Source organism: Streptomyces sp. JH002 (assembly GCF_050916115.1).
Classification (GTDB): Bacteria; Actinomycetota; Actinomycetes; order Streptomycetales; family Streptomycetaceae; genus Streptomyces; species Streptomyces xiamenensis.
This window is the reverse complement of the sequence record NZ_CP087989.1, coordinates 5,470,260-5,491,198: the sequence shown is the minus strand read 5'-3', so window position 1 is coordinate 5,491,198 and position 20,939 is coordinate 5,470,260. Positions and strand designations below refer to the sequence as shown.

15 protein-coding genes are annotated in these 20,939 nt (G+C 73.5%); 5 read left to right on the top strand and 10 right to left on the bottom strand.

The features are described from left to right. Positions 1 to 176 precede the first annotated feature (176 nt). Positions 177 to 1,580 (bottom strand): family 2B encapsulin nanocompartment shell protein, encoded by a 1,404-nt coding sequence (locus H7827_RS25190; RefSeq protein WP_432747441.1) that lies wholly within the window; start codon positions 1,578 to 1,580, stop codon positions 177 to 179. A gap of 2 nt (positions 1,581 to 1,582) precedes the next feature. Next, complete coding sequence (locus tag H7827_RS25185) at positions 1,583 to 3,007, bottom strand: family 2B encapsulin nanocompartment shell protein (protein ID WP_432747440.1); 1,425 nt, start codon at positions 3,005 to 3,007, stop codon at positions 1,583 to 1,585. Between the two features lie 296 nt (positions 3,008 to 3,303). On the opposite strand from H7827_RS25185, the gene H7827_RS25180 reads away from it, so the two are divergent. Next, the gene (locus H7827_RS25180) at positions 3,304 to 5,712 is read left to right on the top strand and encodes a right-handed parallel beta-helix repeat-containing protein (protein ID WP_432747439.1); all 2,409 of its coding nucleotides are present in this window, start codon (positions 3,304 to 3,306) and stop codon (positions 5,710 to 5,712) included. A gap of 65 nt (positions 5,713 to 5,777) precedes the next feature. On the opposite strand, the gene H7827_RS25175 is transcribed toward H7827_RS25180, so the two are convergent. Further along, entirely contained in the window at positions 5,778 to 8,054 is a 2,277-nt protein-coding gene (locus H7827_RS25175) for a hypothetical protein (RefSeq protein ID WP_432747438.1), read from the bottom strand. 133 nt (positions 8,055 to 8,187) lie between these two features. On the opposite strand from H7827_RS25175, the gene H7827_RS25170 reads away from it, so the two are divergent. Continuing rightward, entirely contained in the window at positions 8,188 to 9,027 is an 840-nt protein-coding gene (locus H7827_RS25170) for a DeoR/GlpR family DNA-binding transcription regulator (protein WP_030728049.1), read from the top strand. A 24-nt stretch (positions 9,028 to 9,051) separates the two neighbouring features. Here the strand turns inward: H7827_RS25170 and H7827_RS25165 are convergent, their stop codons facing one another. Continuing rightward, a complete protein-coding gene (locus H7827_RS25165) occupies positions 9,052 to 10,185 on the bottom strand; it encodes a PLP-dependent cysteine synthase family protein (RefSeq protein WP_432747436.1) in 1,134 nt (377 codons plus the stop codon). A 140-nt stretch (positions 10,186 to 10,325) separates the two neighbouring features. Between H7827_RS25165 and H7827_RS25160 the strand changes: the two genes are divergently transcribed. After that, complete coding sequence (locus H7827_RS25160; RefSeq protein ID WP_432747434.1) at positions 10,326 to 11,975, top strand: bifunctional 3'-5' exonuclease/DNA polymerase; 1,650 nt, start codon at positions 10,326 to 10,328, stop codon at positions 11,973 to 11,975. A gap of 88 nt (positions 11,976 to 12,063) precedes the next feature. Here the strand turns inward: H7827_RS25160 and H7827_RS25155 are convergent, their stop codons facing one another. Continuing rightward, a complete protein-coding gene (locus H7827_RS25155) occupies positions 12,064 to 12,606 on the bottom strand; it encodes a GNAT family N-acetyltransferase (protein ID WP_432747433.1) in 543 nt (180 codons plus the stop codon). Next, the gene (locus H7827_RS25150; RefSeq protein ID WP_386541745.1) at positions 12,603 to 14,111 is read right to left on the bottom strand and encodes a PLP-dependent aminotransferase family protein; all 1,509 of its coding nucleotides are present in this window, start codon (positions 14,109 to 14,111) and stop codon (positions 12,603 to 12,605) included. Before H7827_RS25150 ends, H7827_RS25155 begins: the two co-directional genes overlap by 4 nt. Positions 14,112 to 14,226: 115 nt before the next feature. Here H7827_RS25150 and H7827_RS25145 point away from each other — a divergent pair, with 115 nt between their 5' ends. Continuing rightward, positions 14,227 to 14,934 carry a YczE/YyaS/YitT family protein gene (locus H7827_RS25145; RefSeq protein ID WP_432747432.1) on the top strand — a complete coding sequence of 236 codons (708 nt, stop codon included), beginning with the start codon at positions 14,227 to 14,229 and terminating at the stop codon, positions 14,932 to 14,934. A 168-nt stretch (positions 14,935 to 15,102) separates the two neighbouring features. Continuing rightward, positions 15,103 to 15,477, top strand: a complete 375-nt coding sequence (locus H7827_RS25140; protein WP_026047558.1) for an RNA polymerase-binding protein RbpA — start codon at positions 15,103 to 15,105, stop codon at positions 15,475 to 15,477. 79 nt (positions 15,478 to 15,556) lie between these two features. On the opposite strand, the gene fxsA is transcribed toward H7827_RS25140, so the two are convergent. The 4 genes from fxsA to H7827_RS25120 all read right to left on the bottom strand — a co-directional run bounded on the left by fxsA (position 15,557) and on the right by H7827_RS25120 (position 20,913). Next, the gene (gene fxsA, locus H7827_RS25135; RefSeq protein ID WP_386541743.1) at positions 15,557 to 16,183 is read right to left on the bottom strand and encodes an FxsA family membrane protein; all 627 of its coding nucleotides are present in this window, start codon (positions 16,181 to 16,183) and stop codon (positions 15,557 to 15,559) included. Beyond that, entirely contained in the window at positions 16,180 to 17,013 is an 834-nt protein-coding gene (locus tag H7827_RS25130) for a polyprenol monophosphomannose synthase (protein WP_432747431.1), read from the bottom strand. The genes fxsA and H7827_RS25130 overlap by 4 nt, the downstream gene beginning before the upstream one ends. Further along, a complete protein-coding gene (gene lnt / locus H7827_RS25125; RefSeq protein WP_432747429.1) occupies positions 16,938 to 18,743 on the bottom strand; it encodes an apolipoprotein N-acyltransferase in 1,806 nt (601 codons plus the stop codon). The genes H7827_RS25130 and lnt overlap by 76 nt, the downstream gene beginning before the upstream one ends. Before the next feature lie 523 nt (positions 18,744 to 19,266). Next, entirely contained in the window at positions 19,267 to 20,913 is a 1,647-nt protein-coding gene (locus H7827_RS25120) for an amidohydrolase (protein WP_432747428.1), read from the bottom strand. Positions 20,914 to 20,939 lie beyond the last annotated feature (26 nt).

The following is a 20,939-nucleotide window of genomic DNA, read 5'->3' as shown; positions in this document are numbered from 1 at the left end:
CCGGTGCGGCTCAGCAGGGTCAGGGTCAGGGTCATCAGGGCGGCTACTGGAGCGAGCAGTAGGGCGGCGCGGGCGGGTTCGTCACCGGTTGCGGTCAACCGGCCCGCGGGGGCTCCGGGCGAAACCCCCGCGGTGGCCGGCGTTCGTGCTGTCCGAAAAGCGGCGGTGGATTACGGTCAGATTTCGACGTCCTCCAGAATGCCGAGGGCGTCGGGCACCAGAACGGCCGCCGAGTAGTAGGCACTGACGAGGTAGGAGATCACCGCCTTGTCGTTGATGCCCATGAAGCGGACGTTCAGACTGGGTTCGTATTCATCGGGAATTCCCGTCTGGTGCAGCCCGACGACTCCCTGGTTCTCCTGACCGGTGCGCAGGGCGAGGACGGAGCTGGTGCCGGCGGCGGTCACCGGGATCTTGTCGCAGGGCAGCAGCGGGATGCCGCGCCACGAGCGCAGCCGTACGCCCTCGATCTCGGTGTCCTGCGGATAGATCCCGCGGGCGCTGCACTGGCGTCCGAAGGCGGCGATGGTGCGCGGATGGGCCAGCAGGTACTGGGTCTTGCGGCGCCGTGAGATGAGCTCGTCGAGGTCCTCGGGGGTGGGCGGCCCGGTGCGGGTGTGGATGCGCTGCCGCAGGTCGGCGTTGTGCAGCAGGCCGAACTCGCGGTTGTTGACCAGCTCGTGCTCCTGGCGTTCGCGCAACGCCTGCACGGTGAGCCGCAGCTGCTCCTCGACCTGGTCCATGGGTTCGCTGTAGAGATCGGCGACCCGGGTGTGGACGCGCAGCACGGTCTGGGCGACGCTCAGCTCGTACTCGCGCGGGTGCAGGTCGTACTCGGCGAAGGTGCCGGGCAGGTCGGGCTCGCCGGTGTGCCCGGCGGCCAGCGCGATGTCGGCCTCGCCGCGCTTGTTGCGGGCGGGGGCGCTGCGGGCGGCGGCGGCCACCTCCTCCAGATGGGCGCGCAGGGCGGGTGCCACGTCGGCGACGGCGCGGACCCGGGCGAGCGGCAGGGCCAGGACGGTGGAGCGGGTGACGGCCTTGAGGGTGTGCGGCCAGGTGCCGGGTTCGGAAGCGGCCAGGGCGTCGTCGCCGGTGAAGTCGCCGTCGGCGAGGGTGCCGAGCTCCGCGGCCTCGTCGTAGGCGGCGGGGCCGAGCTTCCTGATCTTGCCGTGGGCGATCAGCAGGATCTCCTCGACCGGACGGCCGAGGGCGGCGATGACGTCGCCCGGCCCGTACTCGCGCTGTTCGCAGTGGCCGGCGAGGGTGGTGAGCAGCTCGTGGTCGGTGATGCCGTGCAGCGCGGGCAGTTCGGTGAGCTGGGCCGGGATGACCCGGACCTGCGCGCCGGAGCTGACGAATTCCACCCGGCCGTTCCCGACCGTGTGGGTGAGCCGCCGGTTGACGCGGAAGGTGCCGGCCGAGACCTGCACCCAGGGAAGGATTTTCAGCAGCCACCGCGAAGAGATTCCCTGCATCTGCGGGGGCGTCTTGGTGGTGCTCGCGAGATTACGCGCTGCCGCGGTGTCGAGGCTGGAGGCGGCGGGCGGTACGGAGGCCGCCGGATCGAGGGAAGTCGTCATGATCAGTGCCCGATCTCCACGTCCTCGAGAATGCCGAGCGCGTCCGGCACCAGAACGGCCACCGAGTAATAGGCGCTCACCAGATAGGAGATGACGGCCTTCTCATTGATACCCATGAAGCGCACGGAAAGGCTGGGCTGGTATTCGTCGGGAATTCCGGTGCGGTGGAGTCCGACGACGCCTTGGGCCTTCTCGCCGGTGCGCAGGGCCAGGATCGAGGTGGTGCCGCGGTCGGTGACCGGGATCTTGTCGCAGGGCAGGACGGGGACGCCGCGCCAGGCCGGGACGGCGTGGCCGTCGAGGTCGGCGTTGGCGGGGTAGAGGCCGCGGCGGCTGAGTTCCCGGCCGAAGGCGGCGATGGCCTTGGGGTGGGCCAGGATGACGCTGGGCTCCTTCCAGACGGAGGCCAGGAGTTCGTCGAGGTCGTCGGGGGTGGGCGGGCCGGAGCGGGTGTGGATGCGCTGCCGCAGGTCGGCGTTGTGCAGCAGGCCGAAGTCGCGGTTGTTGACCAGCTCGTGCTCCTGGCGTTCGCGCAACGCCTCGATGGTCAGCCGCAGCTGCTCCTCGACCTGGTTCATCGGCTCGTTGTAGAGGTCGGCGACCCGGGTGTGGACGCGCAGCACGGTCTGCGCGACGCTCAGCTCGTACTCGCGGGGGCTGAGGTCGTAGTCGGCGAAAGTACCGGGGAGGTCGGGTTCCCCGGCGTGCCCGGAGGCGAGTTCGATGGCGGATTCGCCGTGGGCGTTGTGGGACCGGGCGGAGGCGTCCCGGCCGCCGGCCCGGGCGAGGTGGGCGCTCAGCGTCTCGGATCGCTCGCGCACCCGGTCGAAGGCGGCCCGGCTCAAGGTGAGGACGGTGCCGCTGGTCAGGGCCGTCAGTCCGTGTTCGAGGCGGCCGGGCTCGGCGTCGGGGCCGGTGAGGGCGGCGTCCCCGTAGAAGTCGCCGTCCGCGAGGACCCGGAACTCGGTCTCGGCGTCGTAGAGTCCGGCGCCGCGTTCGCTGAGCTTGCCGTGGGCGATCAGGATCACCGTGTCGGCGGGCGCGCCGGGTTCGAGGATCGTCTCGCCGGGGGTGAAGTCCCGCTGCACGCAGGAGGCGGCGAGTTCCGCGAGGACCTCCTCGTCGGTGAATCCGGACAGGGCCGGGAGTTCGCCGAGTTCCGCGGGGATGACCCGCACCTCGGCGCCGGTGGACACGAATTCGATCCGGCCGTTTCCGAGAGTGTGGCTGAGCCGCCGGTTCACCCGGAACGTACCGCCGGAAACCTGCACCCAGGGCAGGACTTTGAGCAGCCACCGGGAGGTGATGCCCTGCATCTGCGGGGGCGTTTTGGTGGTGGTGGCGAGATTGCGGGCGGCCGCGGTGGCCAGGCTCAACTGGGCGTGGGAAGGGTTGCCGCCGGAGGACGGTTCCGTCGAAGTCGTCATGGTGCGAGACGGTAGGAGGAAGGAAAGACGTGCGGCAATCACTCAAAAGAGACGACCATTTGAGGATTCTCGTAAAATCATCAGGGGTATCCGAGCGCCTTTTCTCCCCGCGCCACCACGGAGCGTTCCCAACTCCCCACCATCGGTGACTCTTTGGGGTGAGCACGAGCGGATGTGCGAGATAGTGTTTGCGCAGGCCGCTGCGGTCATCCCATCAGCCCGCAGCACGCTACGGTGGGTTCTCGTACGCGTGTCAGCGCGCTCCGTCATCGCATCAGGTTGGGGCACACAAGTCCATGGCAGAAGGCTCGGTCCAGGTCACGCACACCGGAACTTCCCGCTGGCGGCGCCGGACCGCCGTCTATGGCACCGTCACCGAAGCCCTGGCCGCCGCCGCGGACGGTGACATCCTCGTGCTGGGCCCCGGCACCTACCGCGAGAACCTGGTGATCGAGCAGTCCGTCACCGTACGCGGCCCCGAGGAGAAAGAGGGCTCGGCCCGGATCGCGCCCGCCGACGGCGTACCGCTGACCGTACGCGGCTCCGCCATCGTGCAGCGCCTGCGCATCGAGGGCCAGGACATGGCGGTCCCCGCCGTCCTCATCGAGAACAGCACGCCGGAGCTGACCGAGCTGCTCGTCCGTACCTCCTCCGCCTCCGGCATAGAGGTGCGCGGCGGCGCACGGCCCACCGTGCGGCGCTGCGCGGTCAGCAACGCCACCGGCACCGGGATCAGCGTCCTGGACAGTGCCGGCGGCCTGTTCGAGGAGTGCGAGATCGCCGAGTCGGGACAGACCGGCATCTCGGTGCGCGGCCCGGCCCACCTGCGGCTCGAACGCTGCCGGGTGCGGCGCGGCCAGGGCGCCGGGCTCGCCGTGGTGGGCGCGGACAGCGCGGTGGACGCGGTGGACTGCGACATCCACGACATCAAGGGCGCCGGGGTGCGGCTGGCCGAGCGCGCCACCGCCCACCTGACCGACTGCCGGGTGAGCGCCACCACCGGGGACGGCGTCACGCTGGAGTCGGAGGCCGTCCTGACCCTGACCGACTCCGAGATCCACGACATCCCGGAGAACGCGCTGGACCTGCGGTCGCGTTCGGTACTGACCCTGGTGCGCTCCACCGTGCGGCGGTTCGGCCGCAACGGGGTGTCGGTGTGGGACCCGGGCACCCATGTGGACGCCCACCACACCCGCATCCACGAGTCGACCGGTGACTACCCGGCGGTGTGGGTCAGTGACGGCGCGACGACCGTACTGGAGTCCTGCACCGTCGACCATGTGCCCGACGCGCTGTTCGTCCTCGACGCGGGTTCGCGCGCCGATGTGGTGGACAGCGAGATCGAGCACGTGCGCGGCTCGGCGATCTCGGTGAGCGACGGTGCCACCGCCCGGGTGGACGCGACCCGGATGCACCGGGTGGGCACCGGCGCCTGGTTCCGCGACCGGGGCAGCGGGGGAACGGTCACCGGCTGCACCATCGACCAGGCCACCACGGGCGTCATCGTCAGCAAGGACGCCGACCCCGCCGTCGAGGACTGTGTGATCACCGCGCCCGCCGAGGCCGGTTTCTACGTCTCGGCGCGCGGCAAGGGCACCTTCACCCGGTGCCGGGTGACGGGCTCGCGCGGCTACGGCTTCCACATCATCGACGGCTGCCGCAGCGAACTCGTCCGCTGCCGCACGGAGCGCTGCGCGCGCGGCGGCTACGTGTTCTCCGAGCAGAGCCCGGTGCTGACGGACTGCCACAGCGACGAGGCGGTCGCGCCGGGCGAGAGTGTCACGCCCGAGCCGGTGGCCCCGCCGGTGACGCAGGTCAAGGCCACCGCGAAGGCGAAGCAGCCGCCGGCCGCCGCGGACCCGGCGACCGCCGCGCCCGCCGAGGAGCCCGCCGCGAACCGTCCCTCGGACGAAGTACTGGCCGAACTGGAGTCCCTGGTTGGCCTGGACAGCGTCAAGCAGGAGGTCAAGGCGCTCATCGACATGATCGAGGTGGGCCGGCGCCGCCAGGCCGCCGGTCTCAAGGCCGCCTCGGTCCGCCGCCACCTGGTGTTCACCGGCTCCCCCGGTACCGGCAAGACCACGGTGGCCCGGCTGTACGGCGAGATCCTGCACTCCCTCGGGGTGTTGGAGCGCGGCCACCTCGTGGAGGTCTCCCGGGTCGATCTGGTGGGCGAGCACATCGGCTCCACCGCGATCCGCACCCAGGAGGCGTTCGACCGCTCGCGCGGCGGGGTGCTGTTCATCGACGAGGCGTACGCCCTGTCCCCCGAGGACGCCGGGCGCGACTTCGGCAAGGAGGCGATCGACACCCTGGTGAAGCTGATGGAGGACCACCGCGAGGCGGTCGTCGTCATCGTCGCCGGCTACACGGCGGAGATGGAGCGCTTCCTGGCCGTCAACCCCGGGGTCGCCTCCCGCTTCTCACGCACCATCACCTTCGGTGACTACAACGCGGAGGAACTGCTGAGCATCGTCCGCCGGCAGGCCGGCGACCAGGAGTACGCGCTGGGCGAAGGCACCGAGGAGGCGCTGCTGAAGCACTTCACCGACCTTCCCAAGGGGCCCACCTTCGGCAACGGCCGGACCGCGCGCCAGACCTTCGAGGCGATGGTCGAACGGCACGCCGGCCGCGTGGCCCAGCTCTCCGACCCCAGCACCGAGGATCTGACGCTGCTGTACCCGGAGGACCTGCCGGGCCACTGACACGGCCTCGGCCGGCGTCGCCCGGCGCGGGCGGTGCGCCCGGGTGCACCGCGCGTCCCGCCACCTCACGGTGCCTTCTCCGCGGCCCCCTCCCCCGGCTGCTGGCGCGGCAGCGCCACACCCGCCCCGCCGCCCGCCAGCCGCTCGAAGAGATCCGCCCGTGCCCGTCCGAAGGCCGGGTCCTCCGCGTAGTCGGCGTGCCCCAGGATCGGCTCGGGCAGCGGGCGGCGCAGGTTGCGCCCGTAGTACAGGGGGTCGGGCAGCGGTCCCACATCCACCGGCTCCTGCCCCACCGGGCCGCCGATCGGATCGGTGTCGCGCCACAGATTGCTCCAGCACGGCAGCTCCGCGCGCAGCGCGTCCAGCCGGCGGGCCCCGAAGTACGCGGGGAACCACCGGCTGTACAGCCGTTCCAGCGGGGAGCCGTACGTCAGCAGGGCCACCCGGCTGCGGGTGGCCGGATCCAGCTGCCACACGGCCGCCGCCGCCAGCACGCTGCCCTGCGAGTGACCGGAGATGATCACCCGGCCGCCGGTCGAGTCGATCCAGGTGCCCATCCGCCACGACAGATCGGGCACCGCACGCTCCGCGTAGCACGGCGGCGCGAACGGGTGGGCCGCGCGCGGCCAGAAGGTGCCGACGTCCCACAGGATGCCGATGGTGCGCCGCGCCGCCGCGTCCCGGTACGCGCGCCGGCCCACCGCCAGCAGCGCCACCACCATGAACCCGGCCAGCCAGGACCCCAGCGTCTGCGAGAACTCGGCGAACCCCCTCACCGGCGCGGGGGCGTCCACCGCCGCCACCGCCGGCGGCTTGCCGGTCAGCGTTCCGGCCACCACCGCGATCCCCAGCACCACCGAGGCCGCCGTCAGCACCCCTATCAGCTTCGGCGCCGCGTCGGTGAGGCGGGCCCGGGCGACGGCGGAGGCGATGGTGCGGCTGCGGTCCTGGTCCGGCGGGCAGTTCTCGTGGGCGTAGCGATGCACGATCCCCGGTTCCAGCGCGGCGCGATGCCGCGCCACCGTCCGCAGCGCCACCACCAGCAGCACCACCAGCACCACCAGCAGCGCGGGAATGGCGCTGGACTGCCAGCTCAGCTGCACCGGCGGGCCCGCGATCACCGCCTCCGGGCCGCCGGTGGCCGCCGACTCCGGTTCCAGCCAGGCGCCCAGCCACTGCACCACCGCGCCGGTGAGCATGCCGCCCAGCGCGCAGGCGATCATCGCCACCGAGGCCCCGCCGATCCCCAGCAGCGCGCCCCGGTCGGTGCTCGGCGCGTGCCGGTGCAGATGGAAGGCGGTCAGGGCCAGGCCGAGCACCAGCACCCCCTGGACGATGGCGAGCACCGGATAGAAGGCGTCGCCCGCCGGGAGCGCGCCCTCGGCGGTCCACTGCGGCCGGTTCCAGCCGGTGTGCACCAGCGTCACCGCCAGCAGCGCCAGCGAGGCCCACGGCAGGGCGCTGACCACCGCGGGCGCCCCCGACTCGTCCGGTTCCTCCTCGCTGCGGCCGTGCCCCGCCTCCATGGCCGCCACCGCCACCCAGCCGCTCGCGGTCAGTACGGTCAGCGCCCACCACCACACCGTGCGCTCAAAGGTTCCCGTCGCGGTCAGCAGGACCGCGGTGATGGTCAGCAGCCCGACCGCGGTGTGCGCGGCCCGCAGCCGGCTGACCAGGGTGCGCCCGTACCAGAAGCCGGGCAGGCTCAGCAGCGGCCGCTCGGGGCCGTCCGCCAGGGTGCGCACCGGCGGTGAGGCCGACTCGTACGCGCTCCAGGTGCGGTGCGAGAGCCACCACAGCAGCGCGGTCAGGGCCAGTGGCAGCACGGTGGCCAGCGCCAGGCGGCGCCCGGGCTGGGCCCACCAGCCGCCGTCGGGGCCCCAGAAGGCCAGCCAGGAGACGTCGGCGGTGCAGGCCGCCGAGGCGCCGCACTGCCAGGCGAGCAGGTCGAGCGCCGCCGAGCAGGCCCCGGCGACCAGCAGCACGGTGAGGGAGAGGGCGAGCAGGCGTACCAGCAGGTCATACAGCCGCTGGGTGCGGCGGGTGCCGCGGACGTCGGGCCGCATCCAGTGCGCGAGGTTGACGACCATGAAGGGGAGTAACAGCAGCCACAGGGCGCGGGCGCCGTTGCCCGAGGTCAGGTTGGACCAGGAGTACGCCTCGCGCAGCGGAGTGCCGTCGTCCCAGGGCCGGTCGGCCGCGTCGTCGGTACGCCGGTGGACGGAGGCCGTGTTGTCGCCGGTGATGCGGGTGGTACGGGGGTCCTCGAGCATCTTCTGCGGCGTGGTTCCGCCGACCCCGTGTACCAGCAGCTCCACCCCGGGTTCCGGTGAGGTGCTCATGACTAGAGGCTTCTCCGCGTCAGTGGTGGTTCGAACATGCGAAGATGACTCCTTCATCAGCCAATGGGGCGAACGCCGGTCAAGCGCCCCCCGCGCACGCGCGGACGTCCCCCGGCACCCCGGAGAGGATCCCGTGGCCGACAACCAGAACCTGCTGGCGGGGCAGCGACGCGCCCTGATCCTGGAGGAGGTTCGCCGCCGAGGTGGAATCCGGGTCAGCGAGTTGACGCGGATGCTCCAGGTCTCGGACATGACGGTCCGGCGGGACCTGGACGTACTCGCCCGGCAGGGCACCTTGGAGAAGGTGCACGGCGGAGCGGTGCCGGTCGATCAGGCGCGTACCCATGAGCCGGGCTTCGAGGCGAAGTCGGAGCTGGAGCTGACCGCCAAGAGCGACATCGCCCGCGCGGCGGCGGCCCTGGTCGTGCCCGGCACCGCGGTGGCGCTCGCGGGCGGCACCACCACCTTCGCCGTCGCCCAGCAGCTGGTGGACATCCCGGACCTCACCGTGGTCACCAACTCGGTGCGGGTCGCGGACGTCTTCCACGCGGCACGCCGCCCGGCGGAGGGGCGCGGCGCGGAGAGCGGGGCGGCCACGGTGGTGCTGACCGGCGGAGTGCGCACGCCCTCCGAGACATTGGTCGGCCCGGTGGCGGACGCGGCGATCAGCTCGCTCCACTTCGATGTGCTCTTCCTCGGCACGCACGGCATCTCGGTGGAGGCCGGGTGCTCGACGCCCAACCTCGCCGAGGCGGAGACCAACCGGCACTTCATCCGCTCGGCGCGCCGGGTGGTGGTGGTCGCGGATCACACCAAGTGGGGCACCACGGGGCTGAGTTCGTTCGCCTCACTGGACGAGGTGGACACCCTGGTGATGGACGCCGGGCTCGCGGCGGCCGACCGGGAGGAGATCGCGGAGCAGTTCGCCGAGCTGATCATCGCGGGCCCGGACACCGGCGGCAACGGCGGCTGACCCGGGCGCCGCCGCGGCGCGCCGTCAGCAGCTCCACCGCCCGGTGCGCAGGAAGCCGTCGATGGCGCGGCGGTAGGGGTCCACGTCAAGGCCCTGCCGCGCCAGCCAGTCGTCCGAGTAGTACTTGTCGAGGTAGCGGTCGCCGGGGTCGCAGATCAGCGTGACCACCGAGCCGGTACGCCCCTGCTCCACCATCTCGGCGACGATCTTCAGCGCGCTCCACAGCCCGGTGCCGGTGGAGCCGCCGGCCTTGCGGCCGATGGCGCCCTCCAGTGCCCGTACGGCGGCCACGCTGGCGGCGTCGGGCACCTTCATCATCCGGTCGATGGCACCGGGCATGAAGCTGGGCTCCATCCGGGGCCGGCCGATGCCCTCGATGCGCGAGGCGCAGTCGCTCACCGCGCCCGGGTCGCCGGCCAGCCAGCCGTCGTAGAAGCAGGAGTTCTCCGGGTCGGCGACGCAGATGCGGGTGTCGTACTGCATGTAGTGGACGTAGCGGGCCAGGGTCGCCGAGGTGCCGCCGGTGCCCGCGGTGGCCACGATCCAGGCCGGTTCGGGGTAGCGCTCCAGGCGCAGCTGCTGGTAGATCGACTCGGCGATGTTGTTGTTGCCGCGCCAGTCGGTGGCGCGCTCGGCATAGGTGAACTGGTCCATGTAGTGCCCGCCCTGCTCGGCGGCGAGCGCGACGGAGACCTCGTACACCGTGGCCGGGTCGTCCACCAGGTGGCAGCGCCCGCCGTGGAACTCGATCAGCCGGGTCTTGGCGCTGGAGGTGGTGCGCGGCATGACGGCGATGAACGGGACGCCGATCAGGCCGGCGAAGTACGCCTCGGAGACGGCGGTCGAGCCGCTGGACGCCTCGATCACCGGCCGCCCGGGGCGGATCCAGCCGTTGCACAGGCCGTACAGGAACAGTGAGCGGGCCAGGCGGTGCTTGAGGGAGCCGGTGGGGTGGGTGGACTCGTCCTTGAGGTAGAGGTCGATGCCCCAGGACTCCGGCAGCGGGAAGCGCAGCAGATGGGTGTCGGCGCTGCGGTTGGCGTCGGCCTGGACCTTGCGCACCGCGTCCTTGAGCCAGGCCCGGTACGCGGGGTCGCTGCGGTCGGTGTCCCCGGTGGCCACGACCGGCGGGCGGGCCTGCTGCTCACTGCTGTTCACGCGGCGATCATAGGCCGCGCCGTCCTCGCCCGAGGAGGGGCGGGCGCCGCGGGCGGTGCGCCAGGTCGCTCAGGTGTGCGACCGGCCCCGCGGTGCGGCGTGCGGCGTGCCGGTCGGTGACACCTGCAAGAATCGAGAATGTGTACGAATACGGGGGCCGCTGGGCCCTGGCGGAGCAACCGGACGGTTCGGCCCTGGTGTGCGCCCTGGACGAGCGGGGCCGGCCGGGCGGGCCGGTGGCGCACGCGCCGGACGCGGCCACCGCGATCACCGCACGGCCCGGAGTCGCCCGCTGGGTGTGGCGCTCCACCGCCGCGCTGTACCCGCGGCTGCTGGCGGCGGGCGTACGGGTGGAGCGGTGCTACGACGTGGAGGCGGCCGAGGCGCTGCTGCTCGGGTACGACGGCGGGTTCGGACTCCCCCGTTCGCTGCCGGCCGCCTGGGCGCGGCTGCACGGGAGGCCGGTCCCCGAGGACCCCCGGCCGGCCGCCGCCGACTCCGGGCAGCCCTCCCTCTTCGACACCGGCCCGCCACCGCCGCCCGCCGGCACCGATCCGCTGACCGCGCTCGTGGAGGTGTACGCGGACCAGCTCGCGCGCACCGCGCGGACCGAGCACCCGGGCCGGATGCGGCTGCTGCTGGCCGCCGAATCGGCCGGCACCCTCGTCGCCGCCGAGCTGACCCGGGCCGGGCTCCCGTGGCGGGCCGACATCCACCGCGCGATGCTCGACGAGATGCTCGGCGAGCGCTACCCCGGCGGTCAGGAGACGCGGCGGCTGGCCGAACTGGCCGAGGAGATCTCCCGCGCCTTCGGACACAGCCGGCGGGTACGTCCTGACCTGCCCGCCGACATCATCCGCGCCTTCGGGCAGGCAGGCATCAAGCTCACCTCCACCCGGGCCTGGGAGCTGCGCGAGATCGACCACCCGGCGGTGGAACCGCTGCTGGAGTACAAGAAGCTGTACCGCATCCACACCGCGCACGGCTGGTCCTGGCTGCGCACCTGGGTGCGGGAGGGCCGCTTCCGCAGCGAGTACATCCCCGGCGGCGCTCCCTCGGGCCGCTGGACCTCCAACGGCGGCGGAGCGCTCCAGATCCCCCGGGTGGTACGGCGCGCGGTGGTCGCCGACCCGGGATGGCGGCTGGTGGTGGCGGACGCGGACCAGCTGGAGCCGCGGGTGCTGGCGGCGATCTCCGGCGACAGCGGACTGATGGAGGTGGCCGGCGGGGCGGGCGACCTGTACACGGCGCTGTCGCACCGGGCGTTCTCCGGCGACCGGGAACAGGCCAAGCTGGCGCTGCTCGGCGCGATCTACGGGCAGACCTCGGGGGACGGCCTGAAGCACCTGGCCGACCTGCGCCGCCGCTTCCCGGCGGCCGTGGCCTACGTGGACGAGGCGGCGCGGGCCGGGGAGCGCGCCGCCCTGGTCCGCACCTGGCTGGGCCGCACCTGCCCGCCGGAGCTGAACACCGACGACTGGTCGGACACCTCTCCCGCGGCCCGCGCCCGGGGCCGCTTCACCCGCAACTTCGTGGTGCAGGGCAGCGCCGCCGAATGGGCGCTGCTGCTGCTCGCCGCGCTGCGCTCGGCACTGCGCGGGATGCGGGCCGAGCTGGTGTTCTTCCAGCACGACGAGGTGATCGTGCACTGCCCGCGGGAGGAGACGGACCGGGTGCGCGCCGCCCTGGTGCACGCGGCGGAGACCGCGGCGACCACCGTCTTCGGCCCCGGCCCGGTCCGCTTCCCGTTCACGACGGCGGTGGCCGAGTGCTACGCGGACGCCAAGTGATCCACCGGGCCACGGGACCGCCGCCCGGTCCCCCGCGGACGCGCACCCGCCGGCGCACGTCGCGGCGTCGGCGGCGTACGGCTACTCCTCACTCCTCCCCCGGCCCGCCCCCGGCGGGCGCGGCCAGCCCGCCGGGCCTGCGCATGCAGATCCGGGGCCAGCGGTCCAGGCCCGCTTCCGCCTCGTGGGCGCGGATCGCGCGCAGCCCCGGGGTCAGCTCCTGTGCCGGCACCTCCCGGAAGCCCAGCCGGGCGTAGTACGGGGCGTTCCACGGCACCTGTGTGAAGGTGGTCAGGGTCTGCGGCACACCGGGCTCGGCCGCCGCGTCGATCAGGGCCCGGCCGATGCCGCGCCGCGCCCGGTCGGGGTGGACCGACACCTGCTCGATGTGCACGGCCCCGTCCACCTCGTCCGCCAGCAGATAGCCGCCCACCTCACCGGCTCCCGTGTCCCACACCCACAGCCGCCCGCGCCGCCGGTAGCCGTCCAGCACCGCGTGCGAGGGCGGTTCGTCGTCGGCGATCGCCGCCATACCCAGGGCGCGGAAGGGTTCGCCCGCCGCCCGTTCGATCTCCCGCAGCCGCTCCAGCTCCCCCGCGTCGGCAGCCCTGATCCGGCCCTCGCCCGTCATGTGGTGTACCCCCTCGGTGTCTGTGTTCCGTACCGCGCCCCCTCGGCCACGAACCGGGCCGCCGCCGCCAGCCGGGCCGCCGCCTCGGAGGCGGCGGGTTCCCCGATGGTGAACGGGATCCGCACATAGCCCTCGAACGCCCCGTCCACCCCGAACCTCGGCCCGGACGGCACCCGTACGCCGAACCGCTCACCGGCGTCCGCGATCCGCGAACCGGACAGCCCTCCGGTGCGCACCCACAGCGTCAGCCCGCCGCTGGGCACCGAGAACTCCCACTCGGGCAGGTGGGCCCGCAGGGCCGGGACGATCGCCGCGCGGTGCTCGCGGATCCGCTCCCTGCGCTCCTCGACGGCCGCCTCCCAGCCACCCTCCGTCATCAGCGCGGCGACCGCCAGCTGTTCCACCACCGGGGTGCCCAGGTCGGCGTAGGCGCGCCGCGCCACCAGTTCGCGGATCACGTCCGGGGTGGCCCGCACCCATCCGATCCGCATACCGGCCCAGAACGACTTGCTGGCCGAGCCCACCGTGATGACGGTCGAGCCGCCGGGATCGAAGCCGCTCACCGGTCGCGGCGCCGCCTCACCGGGCGCCCGGTCCAGCGCGAGGTCCGCCATGGTCTCGTCGACCACCAGGACGGTGCCGGCCGCCCGTGCCGCGGCGACCAGTTCGCGGCGCTGCTCGTCACCGGCCAGCGCTCCGGTCGGGTTGTGGAAGTCGGCGACCACGTACGCCATGCGCGGTGCCGCCTCGCGCAGCACCCGGCGCCAGCCGGCCAGGTCCCAGCCGCCGAGCCCGTTGTCGAGCATGGGCACCGGCACCAGCCGCACCCCGGCCTCCCGCATCAGCTGGAGCACGTTGGCGTAGCTGGGGTGCTCCACCGCCACCCGTTCGCCAGCCGGGGTGAACATCCGGCAGATGGCGGCCACCGCGCCCATCGCCCCGGTGGTCACCATGATCTGCTCGGGCATGGTGGGTACGCCGCGCGCCGTGTACCGGTCGGCCAGCGCCCGGCGCAGCGCGGGCAGCCCGGCCGGGAAGTCGCCGTGCGTGCCGGCGGCGGGGCCCAGGGCGCCCAGCGCGCTGTGGAAGCCCTGGGTCAGCCAGGGTTCGGGGGCGGTCAGCGCGGCGCAGCCCAGGTCGATGATCCCGGCGGCCGATTCGGGCGGCAGCGGGTCGAGCGAACGGGTGGGCAGCGGCTTGCCCGGCGGAACCGCCGTCCAGCTGCCGGCGCCGCGCCGGGACTGCAGGAAGCCGTCGGCGCGCAGCGCGTCGAAGGCGGCGGCCACGGTGGTGCGGCTGACCGACAGGGCGGCGGCGAGTTCCCGTTCGGCGGGCAGCCGGGCGGCGACCGGTACCCGGCCCTCCAGGACCAGCAGGCGGACACCGTCGGCCAGGTTCCGGTAGGCGGGAGCGCGGCGCCCCGGCGCCGCGGCGGGGGCGGAGTGCTGGGAGCCGAGCAGCCGGGCCAGCTGGGCGGCGCCCACGGTTGAGGTCCACTGAGGCATTGTTTGCGGGCCACCCTTTCTCGATTGGCCATGGTTCGGCGATCCAACCGGGTCACACAATGCCATGCGACAGTCCAGTTCGGGAAAGTTTTCGTGCCACTCTCCAGGAGTCCAGATGCACCGGGCCCGCCGTCTCCTTCAACTGCTCGTCGGGCTGGTGCTCTACGGCACCGCGGCCGCCCTGCTGGTCCGCTCCGAGCTGGGCACCAACCCCTGGGACGTACTCCATCAGGGGATATCCCGGCAGACGGGCGCCACCATGGGCACCGTCTCGATCATCGTGGGCGCGCTGGTGCTCCTGCTGTGGATCCCGCTGCGGGAGCGCCCCGGGGTGGGAACGGTGGCCAACGTGGTGCTGGTCGGCCTGTCGCTGGACGCCGTGCTGGCCGTTTTCCCCGAGGTGCCGGCGGACGCGTGGGCGGCCAGGGTGGGCCTGATGGTGGGCGGCATCGTGCTGCTGGGGGCGGCCACCGGGCTGTACATCACGGCGCGGATGGGATCGGGCCCGCGGGACGGCCTGATGACGGGGCTGCACCGGCGCACCGGACGTTCGGTGCGGCTGGTGCGGACCGGCATCGAGGTGCTGGTGCTCGCGGTGGGGTTCGCGCTGGGGGGCACGGTGGGTGTCGGTACGGCCGTTTTCGCGCTCACCATCGGCCCGGTGGCGCAGTTCTTCCTGCGGCTTTTCGGCACAATGGTCCCGTCGCCATCCGAGCGGATGTCCGACCGGATTTCGACGCAGGGGCGGCGGACGGGTATTCTACGCGTTCGATCCCATCGGACGGACCGTAACCGCGAGCCATCCTGTGCGGACGCCGGGTGACATCTCAGCCCTGATGTGACAAACCGGACGTCGGTGGGTACAAGAAGAGGCGGCACGACGGGCGACGCATGACCCACACGGGAATCTTTACCGCCGACCGGACGTTGACCTGACCGATGACGACAGCGACACCTGTCCTGTGGGCGATGAGCCCGGGAGGCACGATTCATGAGTGAGCGAGCTCTTCGCGGCACGCGGCTCGTGGTGACCAGCTACGAGACCGACCGCGGCATCGACCTGGCACCTCGCCAGGCCGTGGAGTACGCATGCCAGAACGGACATCAATTCGAGATGCCGTTCTCGGTCGAGGCAGAGATCCCGCCGGAGTGGGAGTGCAAGGTCTGTGGCGCGCAGGCCCTGCTCGTGGACGGCGAGAGCCCCGAGGAGAAGAAGGGCAAGCCCGCGCGTACACACTGGGACATGCTGATGGAACGGCGCACGCGTGAGGAGTTGGAGGAGGTGCTGGCCGAACGGCTGGCCGTCCTGCGCTCCGGCGCCATGAACATCGCCGTGCACCCGCGCGACAGCCGCAAATCCGCCTGACGGAGCGGCGCACGGATCGCGGAAGGGCCCGGGTCACCGAAAGGTGATCCGGGCCCTCGCGCTGTCCGGGACCGTACGGCTACGGGCGGGCGCCGCCGTCCCGCGGCCCCCGGTCCCCGTGCCCGCCCTCGTCGTCGTCCTCGTCGAGCACCTCGCCCTGGACGACCTTGCCGTCCGGGCGCCGCATCCGCATCTGCTGGTTCGCGCTCCGCACGTCCTGGAAGAGCGAGCCGATGGGCCCGGTGCTGCGCCGCAGCCAGTGTCCGCCCAATCGGGTGAGCAGCGCGGCGGTGGGCGGGAAGACCAGCAGCAGACCGAGGACGTCCGACAGCAGCCCCGGCACCATGATCATCAGGCCGCCGAGCATGGTCAGCGCGTTGCTGCGGCGCCGCCCCGGCGCGGCCGCCGGCTTCTGCTCGCCCGGCTGCTGAGCCGCCCGCACGCTCGCCGTCAGCTGCTGCCAGGCCCGCCGCCCCGCCACCTTGATCACCAGCGCGCCCACCAGCAGCCCGCCGGCCAGCAGCAGGAAGACGGTGAGCCCGCCCCACGCCTGCCCCACCAGCGTCAGCAACCAGATCTCCAGGACCGCCCAGATCGCCACCCCCAGGGGCAGCAGCGGCCGGGAACGGCGCCGCGTCGCGACCGAGTGCGCGCCATGGGGACGCCCGCGGGCGCCTTCGTACGGGTTCGGGATGCCGCTCGTCATGATTCCAGTGTGCCGGTCCGGGTCAGTTTCCTGAACCGGGAGGCCACTCCCCACGCCGTCACCCGCCACAATGCCTCCACCACGATGTCCCGGCTCATCTTGCTGTCGCCGTGCGAACGCTCCACGAACGTGATCGGCACCTCGGCCACCCGGTGCCCGGCCCGCACCGCCCGATGGGCCAGGTCCACCTGGAAGCAGTACCCCTGCGAGGCCACGTCGGCCAGCATCCCGGCGTCCAGCACATGGGCCCTGAAGGCCCGGAACCCCCCGGTGACATCCCGGATCGGCAGCCCCAGCAGCAGCCGCGAATACGTGCTGCCGCCCCGGGACAGCAGCTCCCGGTACTTGGGCCAGTGCACGATCCGGCCGCCCGGGACCCAGCGCGAACCGATGACCACGTCCGCCCCGCCGCGCACCGCCCACAGCAGCCGGGGCAGTTCCTCCGGCTGGTGCGAGCCGTCGCCGTCCATCTCCACCAGCACGTCGTACCCGCGCTCCAGGCCCCACGCGAAACCGGCCAGATAGGCGGCGCCCAGGCCCTCTTTGCCCGCGCGGTGCAGCACCCGGATCCGCGCGTCAGCGGCGGCGGCCTCCTCGGCGATCCGGCCGGTGCCGTCCGGGCTGTTGTCGTCCGCGACCAGGATGTCGCACTCCGGGACGGCCAGCCGCAGCCGTTCCAGCAGCGGCGGCAGGTTCTGCGCCTCGTTGTACGTCGGGATGATCACCAGCACCCGGCCGGCCGCCGGGTCCGGCGTCACGGGGTCGCCCCGGCGCCGGCCGCTCCGTCCCCTTGGTCCCCGCGCGCCGCGTTCTCCTCGCGGCGCCCCCATCTCGCCCGTACCGGCACGGCCAGCCACGCCAGCGCCCCCAGGCCCGCCAGCGCCCACTCCGGAGCCGCGCCGACCCGGTCGGCGACCGTCCGGGCGTCCCGCAGCGGCAGTTCGCCGACCAGCACGTCCTGGGTGAACTCCTCGGTCACCTGCTCCACCGTGCCGTCCGGGGCCACGATCGCGCTCAGCCCGCTGGGCGCGGCGGTGACGATCGCCCGGCCGTGCTCGACGGCACGCAGCGAGGACATGGCGAGCTGCTGCTCGGGCTGCCCGGTGTTGCCGTAGGTGGCGTTGTTGGTCTGGATGACCAGAGCGCGGGCCCCGGCGTTGACGGTGTCCCGCACGATGCCGTCATAGGCCACCTCGAAGCAGATGACATCGCCGAGCCGGGCCGGGCCCACATCCAGCACCCCGGTGTGGTCACCGGGCCAGAAGTCGCGCGGCACCCGGTCGAGCCGGGAGATGAAGGTGCTCAGCTGCTCCCGGAACGGCACGTACTCGCCGAACGGCACCGGGTGCTGCTTGGTGTACGAGGCACCGGGGCCGGTGACCGGGTCCCACACGATGCCCTGGTTCTCGACGTACCCCTCCCTGGTGGGGTGGTCGACCAGCGCGCCCACCAGGACCGGCACCCCGACCGCGGCGACCGCGCGCTCGATGGCCCGGCGTGCCTCGGGGTACTTGTACGGGTCGAGGTCGGAGGCATTCTCCGGCCAGATCACCAGATCGGGCTGTTCGACCCGGCCGGCCGCGACATCGGCGGCGAGCTGCTCGGTGGCCTCGACGTGGTTGTTGAGGATCAGCATGGGGCGGCCGAGGAAGTCCATGCCCGGCTGCTGCACATTGCCCTGCACGACGGCGATCCGCACGGTGTCGGCGGCGTCCGTGCCGACCGGGACGGCGTAGCCGGACAGGCCCACGGCGGCGGCGAGGGAGGCCGCTCCGGCGGCGGGCAGCGCGCGCCGCGCCAGGGAGCCGGCCTCGCGCGCGCCGGCGGGGCGGGCCCGGTGCTCGGCGGCAAGCCGCCATCCCGCCCAGGCTGCCCAGGCCAGCAGGGCGCCGCTGAGCGCCACGGCGAAGGTCACCAGCGGCGCGCCGCCGAGCGCGGCCAGCGGGGTGTACGGGGTCTGGGTGTTGGCGAACGCGAGCCGCCCCCAGGGGAAGCCGCCCAGCGGCTGCCGGTCGCGGACCAGTTCCTCGGCCACCCACAGACAGGCGGCCCACAGCGGCCAGGCCGGGAGCCGGGAGGTGAGGGCGAGGGCGGAGCCCATCACCATCATGAACAGCGCCTGGAGCAGGGAGAGTCCGACGACGACGTCCCAGCCGATGGTGTTCAGCCACTTCAGCAGCACCAGGAAGAACGGAAAGCCGAACGCGAGGCCGAACCAGGCGCCCTGCTTGCCGGTGCGGCCCCGGGTGACCAGCGACAGCACGGCCACCGCCAGCACCGACAGCGGCCACACGTCGTAGGGCGGGAAGGCCAGCGCCAGGGCCACCCCGGCGCCCGCGGCGGCCAGCGAGGCGGGCCAGTGCCGCCGGGCGGCCGCGCCGATCCGGCGCAGCCGGCCCGGACGCCGGCCGGCCGGCGCGTCCCGTTCGGCGCGCGCGGCGCCGGCCGGGCCGTCGCCGCCCGGGTCGGCGGGGAGCGAGGCGGCGGGGATGACCGGCCGCGTGCCGGCGTCGCCGTCCTGGGGGCCGGTCACGGCGGTGGTCTCAGGGCCCGATGGCACAGTCGTGGCCTTCCTCGGTCGAGCGGTGCTGAGGTGACGGTACCTCGGATACACCGCCCGGCAGGGTTCCTCCCCCGCTTCAACGGCAGGGGTGCCCCGTGCGGAGACCATCGCGCTGCGGGATCGGGGCCCGGGTGCCCTTCGGGCCGACCTGGGACCCGCTGGCTGCGGGTCGACCGAAAGCCGTTGTCTACTGAGCATCCGGGCCCCACCCGGGTCGCACCAGCCGGCCGGACGAAACCTCCGCCCCCGTGCCGCGGGCGCTGGACCTGGCTCCCAGTGACGGGGCGCCGGATCAGCGGCGCCCCACCCTCTGGCCCAGCAGCGTTCGACGACTGCGCGGAAAGAGCGCCGGCCGGACGTCCTGTGGTGGACCCGGCCGAACCTACCGCTCGCCGACCGCCGCCTGTCAACACTCTTCTGACCTGGGGATTCTCATCAAAACTCCAGGTCAGTGCCAGCCCACGCCGCCGGACCGACAGACCCAGCACACATCGTTCGGCGGTATCACCGGGTCCGGGGATCACTCATTCAGCCGGTCGTACACGGTCCGTCCGGCCACCACCGTGCGCAGGCACTCGGGGGTCGGACCGCCCGGGGTGAGATCGGGCAGCCCCGGCGTGGCGGCCCGCGGGTCGGTGGACCAGCGCGCGATGCGGTCGTCGGGGGTCTGGACGATCAGCTCCCCGGTGCTCCACAGCGCGTAGTCGGCGGGCGCGCCGGGCACCAGGGCGCCCGCGTCGTCCCGGCCGATGGCGCGCCAGCCGCCGCGGGTGTGCGCGGTGAAGGCGGCGCGCACCGAGATCCGGTGTCCGGGGGTGCGGTGGAAGGCGGCGGCGCGCAGCGTCCCCCACGGGTCGAGCGGGGTGACGGGGGCGTCGGAGCCCAGGGCCAGCGGCACCCCGGCGCGCAGCAGGGCGGCGTACGGGTTGAGCGTACGGGCCCGGTCCGCGCCCAGACGCTGCGCGTACATGCCGCTCTCGCCGCCCCACGCGGCGTCGAAGGCGGGCTGTACGGAGGCGGTCAGGGCGAGTTCGGCAAAGGCGTCGATGTGCCCGGCGGTGAGCAGCATGGCGTGTTCGACGCGGTGCCGCATGGCGCGTACCCGGGTGAGCCCGACCTGCTCGGCGGCGGCGCGCACGCCCTGGGTGACGGAGCCGATGGCGGCGTCGCCGATGGCGTGGAAGCCGGCCTGGAGCCCCGCCTCGGTGCAGGCGGCAACGTGGGCGGCGATGGTGTCCGCGTCCAGGTGGGCGGTGCCGGTGTGGTCCGCGTCGTGGTACGGGGCGTGCAGGTGGGCGGTGTGGGAGCCCAGGGAGCCGTCCGCGAAGAAGTCGCCGCCCGCGCCGATCGCGCCGAGGTCACGCACCCGGGCGGCGTCCTTGGGGCCGGTGACCAGTTCGCCCCAGTAGCCGACGACGCGCGGGCCGGGTTCGGCGGCGGCGAGCGCGAGCAGCCCCCTGAGGTCGTCCTCGCTGGAGATGTCGGGCCCGGCGCACTCGTGCAGGGTGCCGATGCCCAGGGCGGCGGCGCGGCGCAGCGTGGCGCGCTGGGCGTCGGCGCGCTGGGCATCGGTGAGGGCGGCGTCGGCGGCGTGCCGTACGGCGTGGTGGGCGTCCCCGGTGAGTGCGCCGTCCGCCCGGTAGCCGGGCAGGCCGGTGATGCCGGGCACCAGGTCGAGCAGGGCGGTGGTGGCCAGCGCGGAGTGGGCGTCGACGCGAGTCAGGTAGAGCGGGCGGTGGCCGGCCGCCTCGTCGAGTTCGGCGCGGGTGGGCGGGCGTCCGCCGGGCCAGCCCGAGGCGTCCCAGCCGTGGCCCAGCAGCGCCGCGCCGGCCGGGCGGCCCGCGACGTACTCCCGGATCCGGGTGAGCGCCTCGCCGGGGCTGGCGGAGCCGGTGAGGTCGAGCCCGGTGAGCGCGAGTCCGGTCGCGGTGGCGTGCACGTGCGCGTCGGTGAACGCGGGGGTGACGAGGGCCCCGTCGAGGTCGATCACCTCGTCGGCGGTGGCGGCGAGCGAGTCGGCGGCGCCCTCGGAGCCGACCCAGGCGATGCGGTCGCCCTCGACGGCCATCGCGGTGGCGAAGGGATCGGCGGGGCTGTGCACCTCGCCGCGGCGCAGCAGTACGGTGCGGGGCCGCCCGGGGGTGGTGCTGGTGGAGCTGTCGGTCATGGGCCCAGTCTCCCCGGTGCGGGCGC